Raw genomic sequence first — 18,872 nt, forward strand, 5'->3', positions numbered from 1 at the left:
ACGTTTTTTATTCCGTGAATTGGAATTGAAACTCACCCTGTTTGAGAGATACCTGTAGCTGATGGTATTGTTGACCACTGGCGCTGGCAGAAAGCAGATGTTGACTGATTTGTGGCAGTAAAGTGTTGGTCAGAATAGCATCGACCATCCGACCTCCTGATTCGATTGCTGTACATCGACTAACAATATGTTTAATCATGGCCTCATCAAAAAAGGCTGTAATATCATGATTTTTAAGTAAGCGTTTTTTGATCCTTTCCAACTGCAAATGAACGATATTCGTCATTACTTCATCGCTCAATGGATAGTAAGGAATGACCAGTAACCGTCCCAATAAAGCGGCAGGAAAGGCTTTCAGTAATGGTTTCCGCAGCGTAACAGCGAGTGTTTCTGGATCGGGGATGGAGTCCTGTTGTATACATAGAGAACTCACTAAATCGGCACCAACATTGGATGTCAGGATAATGATAGTATTGCGAAAATCAATGTGGCGGCCCTCACCATCTTCCATCCAGCCCTTATCAAAAACCTGAAAGAAAATCTCATGGACATCTGGATGCGCTTTTTCAATCTCATCCAGTAATACCACACTATATGGGCGACGGCGAACTGCTTCGGTCAATACACCGCCTTCACCGTAACCAACATAACCTGGTGGAGCGCCTTTCAATGTGGATACGGTATGAGCTTCCTGAAATTCACTCATATTGATGGTAATTAAATTTTGTTCACCGCCGTATAATGTTTCAGCCAATGCCAGTGCTGTTTCAGTCTTACCGACTCCGGATGGCCCACATAGCATGAATACACCAACAGGCTTATTGGGGTCATCCAGTCTGGCCCGCGAAGTGCGTACCCGTTTCGCAATTAATTCCAAAGCATGATACTGACCGATAATACGCTGATTGAGTGTATCGGCTAATTGTAATACGGCATCAATTTCGTCTTTTACCATGCGACTGAGAGGTATTCCTGTCCAATCAGATACAACGGCGGAAACGACATTGCTGTCTACTGAGGCAAAGATGAGGGGATTGTCTTCTTGCAAGGCATGCAATTGCTGATGTAGTTCTGTCAGCTCTGCATGCAGCGCGTTGATATCACTGTGTTGCTGTTGTGAAGCCTCGTTGAGCTGGGTTTGCAGATGAATAATTCTGCCAATCAAAGCAAGCTCTTGCTGCCAGCGATTTTCAATCTGATTTCGCTTCTCTTCCAGCATTGAGAGTTGACTGAGAATGTTCTCTGCCCGCAGGTGATCGCTGATACCAATTTTAGATTCCCGTTCGGTAATTTCTAATTCAATCTTTAATGCATCTATTTGGTGACGGCAGATTTCCAATTGGGGTGGTTCGGCATGTTGGCTAATTGCAACTCTGGCGCAGGCGGTATCCAGCAATGCCACGGCTTTATCGGGCAATTGACGGGCCGGAATATAGCGATGAGAAAGACGCACAGCCGTTTTAACGGCTTCATCCAGTAAAAAAACATGATGATGTTCTTCAAGTGAATTCACCAGACTGCGCAGCATCAATAATGCTTTCTCTTCATCTGGCTCGTGGATTTGGACAACCTGGAAACGACGGGTGAGAGCCGGATCTTTTTCAATATATTTCTTATATTCTGACCATGTGGTGGCACCCAATGTCCGTAACTGACCCCGCGCTAAAGCAGGCTTTAACAAATTGGCCGCATCGCCGGTTCCTTGTTGCCCGCCTGCACCAATGAGGGTATGGATTTCATCAATAAATAGAATAATGGGAATTGGACTGGATTGGACTTCATCAATCACTTTGCGTAAGCGGGATTCAAATTCTCCCCGGACACCGGCACCCGCCTGTAACATACCAATATCCAATAACCAGAGTTGGACATTTTGCAAAGGAGGAGGAGTTTCGTTTGCCACAATTCGCAATGCCAGTCCTTCAATGACGGCAGTTTTGCCGACTCCGGCTTCCCCTGTCAGCAGGGGATTGTTTTGACGGCGGCGCATCAAAATATCGATAATCTGACGTATTTCCTCATCACGTCCAGAGACGGGATCAAGATCACCATTGCGCGCCCGGGCCGTCAGCTCTTGACCATATTGCCGCAAGGCACTGTTAGAGGAAGGTTGGATTGTTGACTGAATATTGTTGGGCAATGAATCACTATGCTTTGTTGCCTCGTCACTGCTACCGCAGATAGCATTGAAATTATCTATAAGAGTATCAACATTTATCCGGTCAAATTGTGGAGAAATGGCTTTCAACGTATTGCGCAGATTGAAGGTTTTTAACATTCCAATCAACCAATGTGAACTGCGGATTTTGTCAACGCCAAATTTTAATGAACCATATATCCAGGCACGTTCTACGGCACTGTCAATGTGTTCAGAGAGATCAGTAATTGTGCTGGCACCACGCGGCAGGCGATCCAGTGCCGCAATAATATCCTTTCTCAGTTTGGGGTCATCCAATGCAAAGTAACGGATAATCTGTTGTAGATCATTTCCTTGCTGTTGCATCAGTTGGTGTAACCAATGTACCAATTCGATATAAGGATTACCGCGCAATTTGCAAAATGCAGTGGCATTCTCCAATGAAGTGAATAATATCCGGTTTAGTTTACCAAAAAGCACAGAACGATTGATTTCTGACATAATATAACCCGCGCTAGTAGTTGTTTATGGAGTAATCTAACTAGAGACCAACCGTTTTGAATTCGTTCTGGGAGGATTCTGGTGCATAGATTAAATCAACATAATGAGTTCGTCGGGTAACTTTCCCAAGCCAGCTATTCAGACCCAACTTTATTTTTCCTGACAGGCGCATCTCTTTTATAGCTGTTTTATCAAGTATCAATTGAATATCCCAGGCGTACTGAATGCCCAGATATTGATGGACCCAATCACGCAATTGTTGTGATTTTGGTTGTCCGGGCAGAAATAAGTCATATTCTGTTTGGGTTAATGGCCCTATCTCAATACGGAATTTATATTGCATATCGTAGAACGCAATGCCCAAAAATGTAGATTGACCTAAGCGAGGCATGTGACGTCCTGCTGCTAATTGTGTCTGATCCTGCGCTTCGATTTGCAGCCATTGCGGAATATTCTGGATAATCTTTATGGGTACTCTGAAATAAAATCGCAGGATTTTTTCTAGTCCTTCCGCATTATGCGTTTGACGGGCAAGGTTACCGGCCAGTGCATAAAGACCATGACTGCTGATCGTATTGAGATTTTGTTGGGCTGGCAGCCCCATACCGATTAGGCTGGCTAAGTAATGGCAAAATTGCTGGTGGTCTGGTCGATCCAATGATGTTGTCGGCTGGGCATTAGCCCAAGCCCGGTAAAACAGAAGTATCAATCGGTGGTGAAATAAATTGGTAAAAGCCCCTAAAGTGGTGTCGTGAAAATTATATTCTCGTGAATGAGCATATTCAGTCAGATGCAGAGGCAATGGCCCATTAGGGCCGAATAATCCAAAACTATAAATAAGTATTTCATATAAATTCGAATTTTTTTGCTGTTGAACTTCTGAAATTGTAGAAGGGGCAAATACCATTGAAGCTTTTTGACCTAAACGCAAGGGTTCATATTTAGGTAATGGCGCAGTGCCCAGTTTGTAATACTCTCCATATTGGGCATCAATTCGGCGAATAGTCTGGAATAAATCAAATTTCCACGGAGTCTGAGTCAGTTGTTGCCAAAAGTTATCAGGTAAGCGACATACACGATGAATCTCAACGACATCTGTTTTCATGGGTATCTCTTATATTAATTTTTTGCTGCCCATGCGGGCAGGCCAAAAGCCAATCCTCCCACGTTGTTGGCTATGCAGAGTCATTTCAATAAATGAATTTATAGTTACGAGACGTGAGAATAATTTTTCCAGAACACTACCCAAAAGCCACGGGCTGATGCCTGCAAACTCTTGCTCATCCACTTCCAGATTTATACTGATGCCACGAGCAAAGGTGATTGGGCCTGGCGCGGGTGCCCTGCGATAGACTTCCTTTAATAAACAGTGGCGTATTCCATTGATTTGGCGTACTACTGCGGGGTCAGAAAGATCGGAATAGAGACTTAATAACTGCCGTAGGGACTTGATTCCTTCTTTTGAATTTTTATCCATCAAGTTCATATAGTTAATTTGAAGTAGGCTAATGAGCGTCCATGAAACCGGACCTTGTGCCAGAGAAGGATGTGGAATGGTTGGCTTTTTAAGGAATACAATTTGATTGATAGGAATGGAGTCCAACATAGCAAAATGGTTGATATCCTGTTGTCGCAACATCACAGGAAGATCGCGGTTAGTGCACATGACATCAGCACTCAGATACTTTAATGCATTAGGCCATGGAGAGTTATTTTCATCGACAATCGTGATGAATACTTCTGTTCCGATATAACTGGTACGGGTTCCATAGTGATGAGCATGTTCAGATGAAATACGGGGATCACGCCGCAGGGAGAAATAAGCACCATAATTTCCCTTATCGTCACTATTTGTTGACCAAAATGGACGAAATACATACTCTTCTTTGTTTTGTGCATCAATACCATGCAGGCATTGCACAGAAAAAATTTCATAATTCAGGGGTTGGATATTATCCACGACAAGATGATATTCGGTTGAACTTTCATCAATAGAGACACGTTCAGTTCGTGCTGGAAACAAATTAATCACGGGGGTACAGTTCAATGCCAGATAGGAGGCATCGACCAAATTTTCTAAGTTACTGTCAGTTTTATCTAAAAGTAAAATCAGTTCAAATTCATTATCTTTTTCAGTTTGCTCCAACAGGGATTGCATACCGCTAATACTGAAAAACCGGAAACGAGATGGAAAGGCAAAATATTCTTGGAGTTGACGAAAACCACTAAAATTGCGGGAATCATTTGGCAGCACCGCCTGATCGTCTTTAAACCCTTCATGATAGGGTGAAAGATCAGGTAATACTTGATATTGCGGATTTTTTCCCAAAGTTTGGCATACCATGCCAACAGAATGCTCCATCATCAATTCCAGTAATTTCAGGGATTGAAGATCTGGGCCTGAAAGAAAGAATGTCAATTTATTTAGGTTTAATTCATTGAGGAAAAACTTTCCGTTGCAGGTAAGGCGAATGCGCAATGCCCTGACAGCGCCATATTGATGAAGATTTAAACCCACAAGAGGAATATTGGCAGGGATTTTGCCTAGCTCGACTTTTTGTAGTTTCAGGGGTTGTAAAATCACATCTTGAGTAGTGGAATATTGAAAATCAATACCTTCTTTCTTTAGTGTTTGGCAGAACATAATAGTACCACGTGGCACTAAAAATCCATGGCTTATATCCCCTTTAGTCATATCAGGTCGGAGTTCGGCAATTGCCATTGAAGGTGTGGGGGAGAGATAATTGGGATACAGCATTTCCAGTAAGTGCTGAGAAAAATGTTGAAATTCTGAATCCATTTTTAATTGAATGCGAGACGTAAGGAAAGCAAAGCCTTCCATCAGGCGTTCAACATAAGGATCAGCAACATCTATGCCATGCATACCCAGACGGCTGGCAATCTTGGGATAGCGCTCAGCAAACTCTTTGCCCATTTCCCGCAAATACACCAGCTCACGGTTATAATATTCTAGTAGTTTATTATCCATAATATCCTTCACTTTTTATCCGGCATCTTTTATGTTGAAATGACTATTTTCTAGATCGATATCACTAAGGAACAGGAATTCAATAGGCCAGGGAACACACCATAAAAAACCTTTTATTTCGATGGATAATATATTGTATAGCGATATTGATACTTTATCAGAAATACAATTCACTTGAAGTTCATCGGGAATAATACGGGGTTCAAAGGTATGAATGGCCTTAATGATTTTCTCTTGGATATCATTCCACTCAATTTCAGACATATTCCTGCCTGCTAAAGGTGTCAGGCCAAAGTTATAAACGGAATGACATATTTCTGGAAAAAAGAGCATTTTATTATCAGGTTCTTTATTTAAACTGTTAAGTAACCACTCTAGATCTCGTAAAATATTTTTTCGCACTGCATTGTTTGATAATAGATAATTGCTGGATATTTCTCTTTTCTTATCAGGTTCTTTATCTGTGAGTTTGTCAAGTAAAGAAGGCTGCATTCTGTCTTGTGCTGTTATACGTGCTGGTGGCCTGCGTGAACGATAACCGCTATTCAGTAAAGTTATGTTGTCATTCATTGTTTATCCATAACAATTGTGATGAAAGATAATGTTGTTTAAAAATAAAAAATGACAGGAGTGGATTATACTTTTTTATTTCTCTGTTTTATTTTTAGAGTCCTTATATCGATTGATTTCTTCTTCATAAGTTTGCCGGAAATTTTCATCAAATAAGGAATCACTTTGTTCGAGTTCATCGACTGTTTTTTGATAATGTTGGATAAAGTAATCCCATAAAGCGGCTTTATAGGTTGATGATAATGACAAGCGGGGAAGCCCACTTTCGTCACGTGCTTTTTGTTCAAGAACAGAAGGCTCTAATGGTTGCAAAATATTTGCCTTGATGGTGCGTAATCCTGCAATCATACCTAATTGATGCGCTTGCAATTCTATTAAAATATCCCGCGTAGCCTGTTCTGGTGGCATAAAACCCGGCATATAATCACTAATTATTTGAATCAATACCGCTTGACCAGAAGGCAGGAGTTTAAAAGGATTATTGGCATCTGCCATAATTTGGGGCACATCCGCATTAACTTTGTGTCTCAGCAGAATACGTGAAGCGTTTAGAGCCATAATTCCTTGGGATAATTGACTGAGTAATTTTCCCAATTTATACATAACATGTTCATCAAATTCTGGTTTTTGGATATGGCTGAGTCCCATACCGTCTAATAAGGCTGTCAGTAATTTACCCTCTAATTTAATGCCTTCTGTTTGAGCGTGAGGAGAGGCGGTCGTATGTGTCATTGGGTCAATATCAAGGCGCCGTGGATCACCATTACTATGATGAGAAGGTAAATAACTGACACCATCTTGGTGATTAATTGGGTCTGTTGTACTTCTGGTTGTTTCTTCTGTTGCGAAGAGCGCAGGCAAGGACGAAGAAGAGGGTGGTACAGAATACAATGAATTATCCTGATTGGGAGTTTCTTTTGATTCATAATCCATTGATTTATAACCAGTCATATTATTCTGGGGTGTTATTGGCTCTGCTTTGTCCATTAGCTGACTCAAGGGATCATTAGTTTTAATTTTAATATCCTGAGTATGTTTATCGGAAAAATCATTATTTGAAAACAGCTTCAGGGGGTCAATTTCTTGCTTATCTCTTCCGTTTTCATATGGATAATTTTGTTCTAATAATGCACTGGGAGTGCTATCGCTCAGAATATTTCCTTGTTGAAAGTTATTGTCTGGCGTAAACATTGTGACGGGATCTGTAGCGCGTGATTGTAAAGTATCAAGGTTTATCTTAGTTTCCATTTGTTCGAGTGGATCAATGGGATTGCGCTCCTGATGCTGTTGGGGTTTTATTAGCGGGTTATTGTCATTTAATTCTTGACGATTTTGCAGGGGACTTTGTGCTGATCTTTCATCGGGTGTTGTGAAGATATTTTCCAGCCCCTCCCAAACTTCATTAGGGATATTTTCTGGTTGATTGGACGGTGGTTGAGTTGGATTGAGTGTGCGGGTTATAGCCAATGGTGGTACACTTTGTTTGATATTCACAACCTGGATTTGGTAATCGCCAATGCCTATTATATCACCATCTCGGACTTCAATCTGACGGTCTGGTGCCATAGGCATTGTATTCAGTAAAACCTCTGAAGCAGTACCGCGATTGGTAATATGGCAATTGCCGTCAGCAGAAACAGATACAATGGCCTGCAAATGGGCTATGGTCTGCTTTTCATCAGGTAGAACCCAGTTATTGTCTGTGCTGCAACCGATAGTGCCACCAGGAGGAATAAAATCATAACTGAGTTGTGGAGGCTGATTTGTCCCGATATTTTTAACAATGGTGAATCGCATAGTTATGGATACCTATTGTTGGTGGAATAGTTGTTGGTGAAATAATGGTTAGTGGAATAACCCCTCTGGAGTTCAGTGAGGTTATTCGATTAGGAGTTATTTAGGTTACTGTGCCTGTTGTAGCGTCCCATCCGTATTTGACGGCAGGGCTTGATTTACCATCTCCTTTTTGGCTGGAGTATTCTTCTTTATATGAGTTAAAGACAAGGGAGAGAGCGGAATAAAAATAACCACCCCCGAATGTCAGTTGGGATTGTGCAACAAAAACCTTTGTCATAGTTAATGTATACCAGGCTGCTCGTTCGCCTCCTTGGCGAAGTACAATAAGTGTACTCTTATCAATATGCTGTCCTTTTACGATAAATTTTCGCAGGGAGATAGCAGATTTATCGAATAGAATTTCTAAGGACAGACCCGAAACTTGTACTATACCGCCACCTAATCCGCTAACTTGAGGTTCATAATTAACACGGTTACTCAGTTCAAGTGAAAATGATCTGACGGCTGTCTGATTTTCATATGAAGTGGCTGTAGCTTCACCTTGGATGTCAGTAAAACTAATGAATGAATCAATACCTGTACTAGACATATTCTTTTACCTTAATAAAATTAAATAAACTGATGGAATTCAATAAATTTGTATTGAAATTTTGTGTAGAGATATATAGGCATTTAAATGTTAATAATTTAAATGTATTAATAAGGAAAACAGTATTTAATATTGAGTTAATTTTTTTTGAGTGAAGGAAGTTTAGATACTAGCCGCAGCGAAACAGTCAAACCTTCTAATTGATAGTGGGGGAGCAGGAAAAATTTAGCATGATAATGTCCTGGATTACTTTCGATTTCTTCTATATGAATTTCTGCCGCTGCTAATGGTTTTTCTGCTTTAATCGTTGTTGACGAGTTTATTGGATCACCGTCGACGTAATTTATAATCCAATTATTAAGCCAGCGTTCCATATCTTCACGTTTTTGGAATGATCCAATTTTATCGCGCGCAATACATTTCAAATAATGGGCAAAACGACAACAAGCAAATAAGTAGGGCAAACGGGCTGCAAGATTAGCATTGGCGGTGGCATCCGGATCGTAATATTCAGCCGGTTTCTGAAGTGATTGTGCACCAATAAATGCGGCCATATTTGTATTTTTACGATGTAATAATGGAATAAATCCATTTTTTGCTAATTCAGCTTCGCGGCGGTCGCTAATCGCAATTTCTGTGGGGCATTTCATATCCACTCCACCATCATCGGATGGGAAAGTATAACAGGGCAGATTTTCCACGCTTCCACCAGTTTGTACTCCTCGGATAGCAGTACACCAACCATACAGTTTATATGAACGGTTGATATTAACGGCCATGGCATAAGCAGAATTGGCCCAAGTATAGTTACTGTGGGTCGGGCCTTCGGTATCCTCTTCAAAATTGAAATTATCTACAGGGTTGGTTTTGTTGCCATAAGGTAGACGAGAGAGAAAGCGCGGTAACGCCAATCCCAGATAACGGACATCTTCTGATGAGCGTAAACTACGCCAAGGGGCATATTCAGTATTTTGGAAAACTTTGGTCAGATCTCGGGGATTAGACAACTCTTGCCAGGATCTCAATTGCAGAACACTTGGCGCAGCGCCTGTAATAAATGGACAATGTGCCGAGGCGCTAATTTGTGACATTTCACGTAAAACTTCAATATCGGGAGCCGTATGATCGAAATAATAATCACCAATCAGACAACCATAAGGTTCTCCGCCAAGCTGACCATACTCCGCCTCGTAAATTTTTTTAAAAATAGGACTTTGATCCCAACTGACACCTTTGAAACGTTTTAGGGTACTGCTCAACTCTTTTTTAGAAAGGCACATTAGCTTGATTTTCAGCATTTCATCAGTTTCTGTGTTGTTACACAGATAGTGCAGGCCACGCCAGGCTCCTTCCAGTGACTGAAATTCATCATGGTGTAAAATATGATTGATCTGTTGTGACAATTTTCTATCGATTTCAGCAATCAAGGACTGAATCGTGCTATAAGTGTCATCGGAAGTTGTAATTGTGTTTTCCAATGCTTGCTGTGCCAGCGTGGCTACGGCATTTTCGACAGCGTTGCGGGTCCACTCATTTTGTGGACGAAATTCTTTGTTCAGCAATGCACTCAGTTCATCAGGAGTATACTCTTTGGGCATCTGTTCTTGCTGGCGTTCTGCGTCGTGTTCGCTTGTGTTCATTGATTATTCCTTCTTCTCTGTTCCTTCTTTGGTAGGATTTTCTATTTCAGTAGAACTTTCTGTAGGATGTGGTGCTTCAGACAATGATTTAAGCAGGGCGGGATTTTGCAGGATCTCAGCAATCAACAATTCTGCACCATTTTTACCATCCATATAGGATAACAAATTTGTCAATTGAGTTCGTGCTTTCAGTAGGTTAGCCAATGGTTCCACTTTTCGGGCAATGGCATCAGGCTGAAAATCGTCCATTTGTTCAAATGTCATCTCAACATTGAGTTTTCCATCACCTGTCAACGTATTATCTACTTGAAAAGCCACGCGTGGCTTTATTGATTTCATATGTTCATCAAAGTTGTCAACATCAATTTCCATAAAATTGCGTTCGCCTACTTCAGGCAAATCTTCTGCGGGTTTACCTGCCAAATCGGCCATCACTCCCATAACGAATGGCAACTGAATTCTCTGCTCTGAACCATAAAGTTCAACATCATATTCAATCTGTATACGAGGAGGTCTATTTCGAGCAATAAATTTTTGTCCACTTGATTTCATGATAGCTTCCCCATTATTTGGCGAATTAGATTAATAAAAAATAAACAGCTAATTGCTAATTAAGGTTGGAGGTTAGGGTAAATAACGATTAATAAAAATTTGAATCATTTGAATCATTTGAATCATCCTGTTCATTTGGATGATTTGAATTATCCGAGCGCCCAAAAATGACTTCGAGTTGATTTAATCCATCTGGGGCAAGGTCATAAACAATATCAATAAAACCACGATCAATGAGACGTTGAATACGATCAATCATGATTGGAGCTGGATGGCTTGGTTCATGTACCAGAAAATAGTTTTTGGCTTTTTCTAACAACATGCGTGCATCATCACGGCTTCTGGCTTCAATGTTATACCAGTTAATAGGCGTTTCATTTTTTGGATATACTGAGGAGGGGAGATCTTTTTGCTCCAGGCCTGATATTGGCTTAACTGAATTGGGATCGATAGATTGTTCATCAATGTTAATTTCTGACTGAGATGAAGGGCAACATTCAATCACCTGCTCCAGATTTTTTAAAAATCGTGATATTTCAGGAATACTGTTTTCTGACATTTTTTGGCTAATAATATTGAGTATTGAAATAAGGTGATCATGAATATTCATTATTGCCATCATCTCAGGACTATTGGTATATTGCTTCAATTGTTCCAATAATCGAGGACGCCCGCCAGTATAACCACTGATTTGGGTTATTGAACCATTCAGTAATGAGTAAATTTCCTGTAAAGATAACTCTTCCGAAGTATTCTTATTTTTCAACAGAACGCAATGCTGTGCCTGCAATGTGAGGGGAGAGTTATCTTCAATTACGGACAATATATTAAGGCGAAATAAAGGGTCATATTCTCCTTCAAACTCTAATTTGGGCCAAACTTCATCCCAATAACGTTCTAACGTTTGCTTGAGTAAATTTAAGCCATCTGCGTAACCACATAATCCCCGCATTTCTAACCATGATTGTGTTAATGGAATGATGACACGAAGATCTTTGGTACGAGTTAACAGCTCAATGGCTTGTTTTTCCACCTGTAACCAGTTGGGAGGTTCCGCTGGAATAGTGATATCACCAAACTGCTGTTCTACTTTTCCGATTAAGGAGTTTTCTAATTCCATAAATTCGATATCGTATTCCAATTCTTCTCCGCAAGGAGACTCTTCACTGATTGGCTTGAGTAAGGCATCAATGTTCATGATAATTTTCTGCTCATTTTGATGATTAAATACGTGACCAATCTTTATAGTTTGGGGCAGGTGAAATCGGGTAGCTGAAACGGGCTGAAAATGCTGTTTGGCGTAAATTCCAATGAAACATGATGACCACTAATACTGAATGTTGCTCGGAAACTCACATTATCGCTGGAATTTGGGTTCTGCTTGGTGCGTTTTGCTTGATCCAGAAAATGGTTCAGTGCCCATGGGCTGCTAGGGTTGGTTAGATTAGCAGTTGTGCCATCTGCTAAATTTAATTGAATATGAACCTGATTTGTTCCGTTGGGACCGGGCCAGTTGAGTAAGCGTGAAACTGGAGGGCCGTGGCTATATTGTAATTGTTGGCCATCAACATCCAGTATCATACTCAATATGCTGTTATCCATATCAATTGTGCGGACAAGAACATGGAATGAAGGTGAGGGTTGCCCGTTGGTAAAAAAGGTATCACGAATAATCTGAGCCTGTTTAAATGGCTCTAGCAGATTTTTACTGTTCGGTAATGCTTTTCCATTTGCACCCAATATAAAGTGCCATTGGGGTTGGGTGGTATCGACTTTCCCGGCAAGATTTTTTAGGAAAAAACTGTCCATGATACCGGTTCCGGGAGCGAACATCCGAGCCATGTCATCAGGCTTTACCTCATTATGTGCACCTTGTGTCAGTGGGTAACGGTTGGCAATCGCTTGATGGCAAAAACTGCTAACTTCAGCAGCAAGGTGTCTGCTTAACTGCTTTATATCACTGGCCTGTGTATCTTTGCTGGCACCCATTGCCAATGCGTGAATTATGTTTTTAAAAGGGACAGGCAGGCTTTCAGCCGACTTTTGCAGTAGTGTGATGATTTTATCTGGCGGAATAGGCATACCCATATTGACAGCATCTTGCACTGAATTTAGGTATTTATTTAATTCATCGATTTTTGTTAGTACTTCATCAAAAGGAATTTGTTTATTTTTTCCATCAGGGCTTTTAGCCAGATCAATGATTGGAGCAAAGTGCTCTTTCAGTGTTTGTTCTGGCGTAGGCTGATTATTATCGGGTAGATGTTCTTTATCAGGTAAAAGTTCTTTGGGTGCTAATTTTGTCAATGAACCGTTTTTTGCCAGTAAACCGGGCTTACTGCTTAATATACTACTGCTGATTTGCTTGGTCTTATTACTGGTTATTCCTTCATCCAGGGTGACATTTTTGCTGATATTGATTAGCAGATTGCGCATGGGAGAACGATTAGAAGAAAGTAAGTGTGCCATGTTGGCACGCTGTTCAAGATTGTCGATATCATTCAGTTGAATATCGGACAGAAAAGTATCCCACTGATGAATATAATCTCTGATATAAAGTAATCGTACTAAAAGAGAGATAGCTTTAGCTGACTGCTTTCGTTCATAAATATCAAGTACCCAATTATCCTGATCGTAAAAGGTATCAATAAGAGTATTCAGCTCTTTACCAACACCTGCTTGATAACCAGCAGGAGTAAAAACTCCGGGTACACCATGGGTTATCGATACGCCACTAATACGTGAAAAAGTTAATTCAGCCTCAGAGCCAGCTAGTGTAACTAGATTTACAGAGGGAAAATTCCGATTGTTCAGAAAGTTACTTTTTAATTGAGTATAGATGAACTGTGCTGGTGGAATATTGTTGAATTGAGCTTGTTTTTTTACCACTAATTGCTCATCACGAACAAAGGGTGAAGTAACAACTTGGTTGTCCAGTAAATATTTTAGATGCTCATTAATTTCACGTAATTGTTCTTGGGAAATGCCTGATGGTAAATGTGTTTGCAAATATTGCATTACCCAATCATGTAAGAATTTACCGTCATAATGCCTGGGCTGATATAACATTTGATAAGCTTTCAATGTATTATAATTGTCGAGAATATAAGTGTTATCAGTATTATTATTGTTGCCTTGATTTAGTTGTAAGGTTATTAATTTTGCTATTTTCGGTAATAGTAATATTTGTAGAGATTTTTTGTATAGTGACCAACTTGCGTCATTGACTTGTTCACCACAATATAATCCCATTCGATAGGATAGAGGGGGATCATCAAGAGAAAAATGCTTGCTGGCTGCCAAATTTTCCAGATTATTCAAAATAGGTAGTAAAGCATAAATATCGACATCACTGCTGCTTTTTGTCAGCTTAGCACTTTTTATTAACTCAGCACTTTGGTTCATAATTGAGGGAATTTTGGCCTGTATCTCCATCAAGTAATGTTTGTTGTTGCTATAGCTGGCAAGAAACAAAGCAATAACAAAACCTAAAATCGCAGCCAGAACAATATAGCTTAGTCCACTCAGCAGTCGGTTACGATATATCCACCAACGGTTATAACTGGCAAGTCCGGCTTCTTTAAAGATACTCACCAGTAAATTTTTCAGAAAATAAATCTGATAAAGGGGAGGTTGAGCAGGAAAATTTTCATTGTTTTTATTTTTCCAAGACAGAGAGTCACTGTCATTATCGGTCGGTAATTGGAAACTGTGGTTAAATTTTTCCATTACACAATCAAATGGTACACCTTTCTGTGTTCCACTACTGAAGTAAAGCCCGCGAGGGAAATAAGGTATCTCAAATCCTGATTTAGCGAATGTGATTTCAAGATACTGCGCAATCAATGGACGCAATACGGCAAATTCCTGAGGAAACAGATAACTTTCAGCGCAATGTCGGGGAGCATTCTGGTGCAATAATATATTGGGTAATTCCGCATTTAATCGGTTTTGTAATAAATCATATTGTTGTTCAAAATATTCATTTAGGCTCCAGTCAATTTTATTCCATGGAAAGTTAAAACCCCAAATTTGCTCGTGTTGTGCTTTATTAAGATGGGAGAAATAAGCACTAAAACCTTTCAATAAATCGGTTTTAGTAATGATGACGTAAATTGGAAACTGAATTTTTAATCGTTTATGTAATTCTGATAAACGTCTGCGCAGCGTATAAGCTTGTTTATCACGTTCCTCCTTTGATGAATTGAGTAAATTTGCCACGCTGATGGTCATAATGACGCCATTGAGTGGTTGGCGTGTTCGATATTTTTTCAACAGATTGATAAAACATTTCCATTCACTGGCATCTTGTTCGTGCTGTATGGTATATCGTCCATGAGTATCGAGTATAACGGCTTCATTGGTGAACCACCAATTACAGCTATTACTTTCTCCTCTCATATTATAGCGCGCTGATTTTTCAAAATGATCTGACAATGGAAAATGCAAATCAGAATTTTCCAGAATAGTCGTTTTTCCTGATTGGGGAGCACCAATAACGACATACCAAGGTAATTGATATAAATATTGACGATTGAGAAAGCACCGCCAACTTGGTTTATATTTGATATTCAGACTATAGAAGTATGCATTTTTCAACAATCGTGCGGCATCAGAAAATCGTTCTGATAATGTTGCATATTGCTCATTTGGGGTTTGTTTGCTGTCAGAGTGTTTTTTTTCATCATTGTTCTTACTTAATTTATCGGAGAGTTTTTTATTCAACCATGCTTGATATAAGCGAGGGATTAACTGAATTAAAACCCAGATAAAGAATAATGAAATAATGATAATGATTCGTACTGTTGTTGATTCAAAAGGTATTGTATTGCCAATAGAGGTGATTGGGCCTATAAACCAGATAATGGAGGAAATAGCGGCTATTCCGATAAAACTCCACATTAACCGACTAGCAATGATAGAAATAATGGCGTTTAGCATATTTTAGTTTTCTCACTCCGACTGATTTATAGGAGAAACTAACAGTGTGATTTCTACTCGTCTGTTTTTAGCTCGATTATTTGGTGTATTGTTTGGTACTAAAGGGCTACTGTCTCCCCTTCCTTCTGTTCGGATCCGTTTTGGTTGATCCAGATATTTCTGGAGTTCTCTTTTTACTGATTTGGCTCTGGACAGTGATAATGCGTAATTAGATGGGAAGCTAACGCTGTGAATAGGAAAACTATCGGTGTAACCAATAACTAAGATTTCCCCCTTGAAATTATTCATTGCCTCAGCAATATGCTTGATAACATCCAGATAGTGGTTTTTAATTTGAGTGGAACCCATATTGAACAGACCATCACCGTTCAAAATCACGGTACTCCGGTCAGCGAGATCTGTCACAGTGAGCAATCCTGCATTACTTTCGTTTCTCAGCCTATATTGCAGATTCAAAGTGGGTGATATAGAAGGAGAAATGCGATCATCAACTGATACATTAGGTAAATTAGTTTGATAGATAGTTGTTAATATTGAACTGCTTATATCGTCTAATTGCCAATTTAGTCCAATATATAGGATAGATATAAGAAAACCCATAACTGCTATATAAGCCCATATGGGCAGAGAGGGTTTCCTGAATTTGTTCGGTGCTGTGATACTCTGTAACGTCGGAGATAATTCTGGTGCACAGTTACCACGCTCTGAATGGAGTAACTGAAACAGGCGTTGCTTGACGGTTTCTAGCTGTGAACGCCCGTTATCCATGACACGGTAGCGCCCTTCAAATCCAAGCTGGAGGCAAAAGTTAATGAGTTCCAACAAAAACAGATTTTCTTTGGGTTTTTGTGACAGCGTGGCTAACAATTGGAAAAATTTTTCACCGCCCCACGTTTCATTATGAAACGTCACCAGTAACCCACTGCCCGGCCAGACACTGCGAATTCCCCAAGGGGTCAGTGCGGCGGCTTCATCCAATGCGGTACATAAGCAATATCGTGCACCGATGATAACTTCATAAGGAAGTTCAGCATACTGGCATTTCACTTCAAAATTCCGAATTTCGTCGATCAATTTCTGGCGTAAATCCGCAGGGTTTGGATGAGTTATAGAATGGCGGATTTGAGGGATACTGTTTAACAAAGGATTAGCAGCTGTAACTAATGGATTATCATGAATATTACTGGAAAGCACCGCATTCTTCTTTGTGTTTTTTGTATATGTCATATGTACCACTGCCTCTATTTGGGCTGATTGCGAATAGCCCAAAACTCCATGTGAAGACCGGGAAAATCACCTGCCAAATGTAATGCAAAGCCAGAGGATTTCTCCATTTGATTCCATATCTCGCCATCTTTTTCTAATTCAAAGTATAAATAACCTGAATGCCAGGGAATTTGTCTGGGAACGGATGGCATTGCACGTATTGAAATACCGGGTAATTGTAACTGAACCAATTCACGTATGCGGCCGACGGGGGCGATTTTCATCTGTGTCGGAAAACGATTAACCAGTGTTTCGTTGGGAACATCGGCATAGACAGCCAGTACAAAGCTGAATGTATTCAGTATATCGGCGTCTGGTATAGTGGCAACGTTCAGACCATGAGAGTATTCGGTCAGGGGCAATAAAACCGTATTTTTTTCCAGAATGATTGATAACCCCTGACGCAGTTGGAGCATGAGAAGATTAAAACAGACCGTTAAATTGTCATGATCATAAACAGGGAGATTTTCTTCTGGTACTCGCATTTGAGAAAAACTTGCCAGTTCAGCGGAAAATTGCAGCCATTCACTGAACAATCGTTCTGGATGCAGCAATCGTACGTTTTGTATATGATTTATCTGGCCGCTATATCGGTTAAGCAGTGACAATAAAAGAAAATCCATGACTTCCGAATCGTTGCGCTGTCCGGGCTGTAATAGATGATGGTTTATCATCTTGCGGCGCTGTTCCAGCAAACCTTGTAAATCAGCAATAAAACCAATAATTTTCTGATGCGAATGGCAATTGAGCAGGGGAGGAATAAATTGTGGATCAAGATGTAATTCATTGTCCTGAGTTTTATTCACAATATGGATAACATTCAGTGAAGTCCACTCTGGTGTCAGCTCAGACTCCAGCATCAACCGCAGTCGCATCCGTCCAAATTGCACTGTAGCACTTCCGACTGACATGGCATTAAAATCATTGACTTCCGATTCAATACTGACAAAACGTGCTAAGGAATCTTTTTGCTCACTAGAAATGATTTCTTCTCTTCCTCCCCGGAAGACTGGCAACGCTAATACGACATTTTCTCCTGTTTGGTTTTCAGCAACCTGTAACGGTGCCGGAGCAGATGTTCCAGTAAAACTAAATGGTGTTCCATCGGGAAAAATCCCGCTAGCTGAGGAAACCATGACTTTACCTTGCTCAAGGAATGATTGCTCTAACTCGAGCGTCAAGAAGCCCCAATAATACGGAGTCTGAGCCATTCCCCAATCACGAGTATAAGCTTCCAGATAGTTTTCAGCTTGTTGAAAATGATGGGGACGTAAAAACATGCCTTCTGTCCAGATAACTTTTTCTGATCTTTTCATGCAGTTCCCTCTTTTCCTTCTTTGTTATCTAACGCTAGTTGCATTTATTATTGATGGCATTTAAGCCATTCGATGTAACTTGAATACATATACTCAATTCATCTGGCGATGAGGCCCAAAATTCGTAAAAAGAGGGTTGTTCAGGCACGGGAACCGGAAATGAGATGCGCCATTTTTTCCCGTTCAACTGTTTATATTCAGCAAAAAGGCCGATATAACCGACTCCCGGCATATTTTTTTCCAACAAAAAATACTTATGCTGGAAAGGGAGGAAAAAAAATTGGTCGTTATTGAGCAGCTTATCGCCCAGAATAGTTTGAGCATTACTCTGTAGGGAAAAAAAATCAGCTGACATAAATTCTATTTTTGATTTCAATAGAAAAACGCGTATTTTCAAAGGAGCTGAATCATTTACTTTATTTTTAGCTTCGAAAATCAATTTATAGGACGGCAATACTTCCTGTTTTGGTGACGAAGAACATCCTGTCAATGTTATTAAGGAGAATGTTATTAAAGTAAAAAACAGTAATACTATCCTTATCCATTGTGTTCTTGGAGAATATAACAAAGTGAG

At 40.1% G+C, this 18,872-nt stretch carries 13 protein-coding genes; all 13 read right to left on the reverse strand.

Annotated features, from left to right (window positions below; translation table 11 throughout):
• Positions 1 to 7: 7 nt before the first annotated feature.
• On the reverse strand, positions 8 to 2,638 hold the full coding sequence (tssH, locus tag AC5JQI_RS09000) for a type VI secretion system ATPase TssH (protein ID WP_493914474.1): 2,631 nt from the start codon (positions 2,636 to 2,638) through the stop codon (positions 8 to 10).
• Between the two features lie 40 nt (positions 2,639 to 2,678).
• Complete coding sequence (gene tssG, locus AC5JQI_RS09005) at positions 2,679 to 3,743, reverse strand: type VI secretion system baseplate subunit TssG (protein WP_493914475.1); 1,065 nt, start codon at positions 3,741 to 3,743, stop codon at positions 2,679 to 2,681.
• A gap of 9 nt (positions 3,744 to 3,752) precedes the next feature.
• Positions 3,753 to 5,627 carry a type VI secretion system baseplate subunit TssF gene (tssF, locus tag AC5JQI_RS09010; protein WP_493914476.1) on the reverse strand — a complete coding sequence of 625 codons (1,875 nt, stop codon included), beginning with the start codon at positions 5,625 to 5,627 and terminating at the stop codon, positions 3,753 to 3,755.
• Positions 5,628 to 5,642: 15 nt separating this feature from the next.
• Complete coding sequence (gene tssE, locus AC5JQI_RS09015; protein ID WP_493914477.1) at positions 5,643 to 6,197, reverse strand: type VI secretion system baseplate subunit TssE; 555 nt, start codon at positions 6,195 to 6,197, stop codon at positions 5,643 to 5,645.
• Between the two features lie 75 nt (positions 6,198 to 6,272).
• Positions 6,273 to 7,994 (reverse strand): type VI secretion system-associated FHA domain protein TagH, encoded by a 1,722-nt coding sequence (tagH, locus tag AC5JQI_RS09020; RefSeq protein WP_493914478.1) that lies wholly within the window; start codon positions 7,992 to 7,994, stop codon positions 6,273 to 6,275.
• Positions 7,995 to 8,094: 100 nt separating this feature from the next.
• A complete protein-coding gene (locus AC5JQI_RS09025) occupies positions 8,095 to 8,583 on the reverse strand; it encodes a type VI secretion system tube protein Hcp (protein WP_493914479.1) in 489 nt (162 codons plus the stop codon).
• A 137-nt stretch (positions 8,584 to 8,720) separates the two neighbouring features.
• Positions 8,721 to 10,181 (reverse strand): type VI secretion system contractile sheath large subunit, encoded by a 1,461-nt coding sequence (gene tssC / locus AC5JQI_RS09030; protein ID WP_493914648.1) that lies wholly within the window; start codon positions 10,179 to 10,181, stop codon positions 8,721 to 8,723.
• 45 nt (positions 10,182 to 10,226) lie between these two features.
• On the reverse strand, positions 10,227 to 10,775 hold the full coding sequence (tssB, locus tag AC5JQI_RS09035; protein ID WP_493914480.1) for a type VI secretion system contractile sheath small subunit: 549 nt from the start codon (positions 10,773 to 10,775) through the stop codon (positions 10,227 to 10,229).
• A gap of 88 nt (positions 10,776 to 10,863) precedes the next feature.
• Complete coding sequence (gene tssA, locus AC5JQI_RS09040; protein WP_493914481.1) at positions 10,864 to 11,973, reverse strand: type VI secretion system protein TssA; 1,110 nt, start codon at positions 11,971 to 11,973, stop codon at positions 10,864 to 10,866.
• Between the two features lie 44 nt (positions 11,974 to 12,017).
• Complete coding sequence (gene tssM, locus AC5JQI_RS09045; RefSeq protein WP_493914482.1) at positions 12,018 to 15,716, reverse strand: type VI secretion system membrane subunit TssM; 3,699 nt, start codon at positions 15,714 to 15,716, stop codon at positions 12,018 to 12,020.
• A gap of 12 nt (positions 15,717 to 15,728) precedes the next feature.
• Positions 15,729 to 16,943, reverse strand: a complete 1,215-nt coding sequence (locus AC5JQI_RS09050; protein WP_493914483.1) for a DotU family type VI secretion system protein — start codon at positions 16,941 to 16,943, stop codon at positions 15,729 to 15,731.
• Between the two features lie 14 nt (positions 16,944 to 16,957).
• Positions 16,958 to 18,298, reverse strand: a complete 1,341-nt coding sequence (tssK, locus tag AC5JQI_RS09055) for a type VI secretion system baseplate subunit TssK (RefSeq protein WP_493914484.1) — start codon at positions 18,296 to 18,298, stop codon at positions 16,958 to 16,960.
• A 34-nt stretch (positions 18,299 to 18,332) separates the two neighbouring features.
• Positions 18,333 to 18,866, reverse strand: coding sequence for a type VI secretion system lipoprotein TssJ (gene tssJ, locus AC5JQI_RS09060; RefSeq protein WP_493914485.1), 534 nt, complete (start codon positions 18,864 to 18,866; stop codon positions 18,333 to 18,335).
• Positions 18,867 to 18,872 lie beyond the last annotated feature (6 nt).

The sequence above is a fragment of the Xenorhabdus sp. XBWT genome (assembly GCF_059072735.1).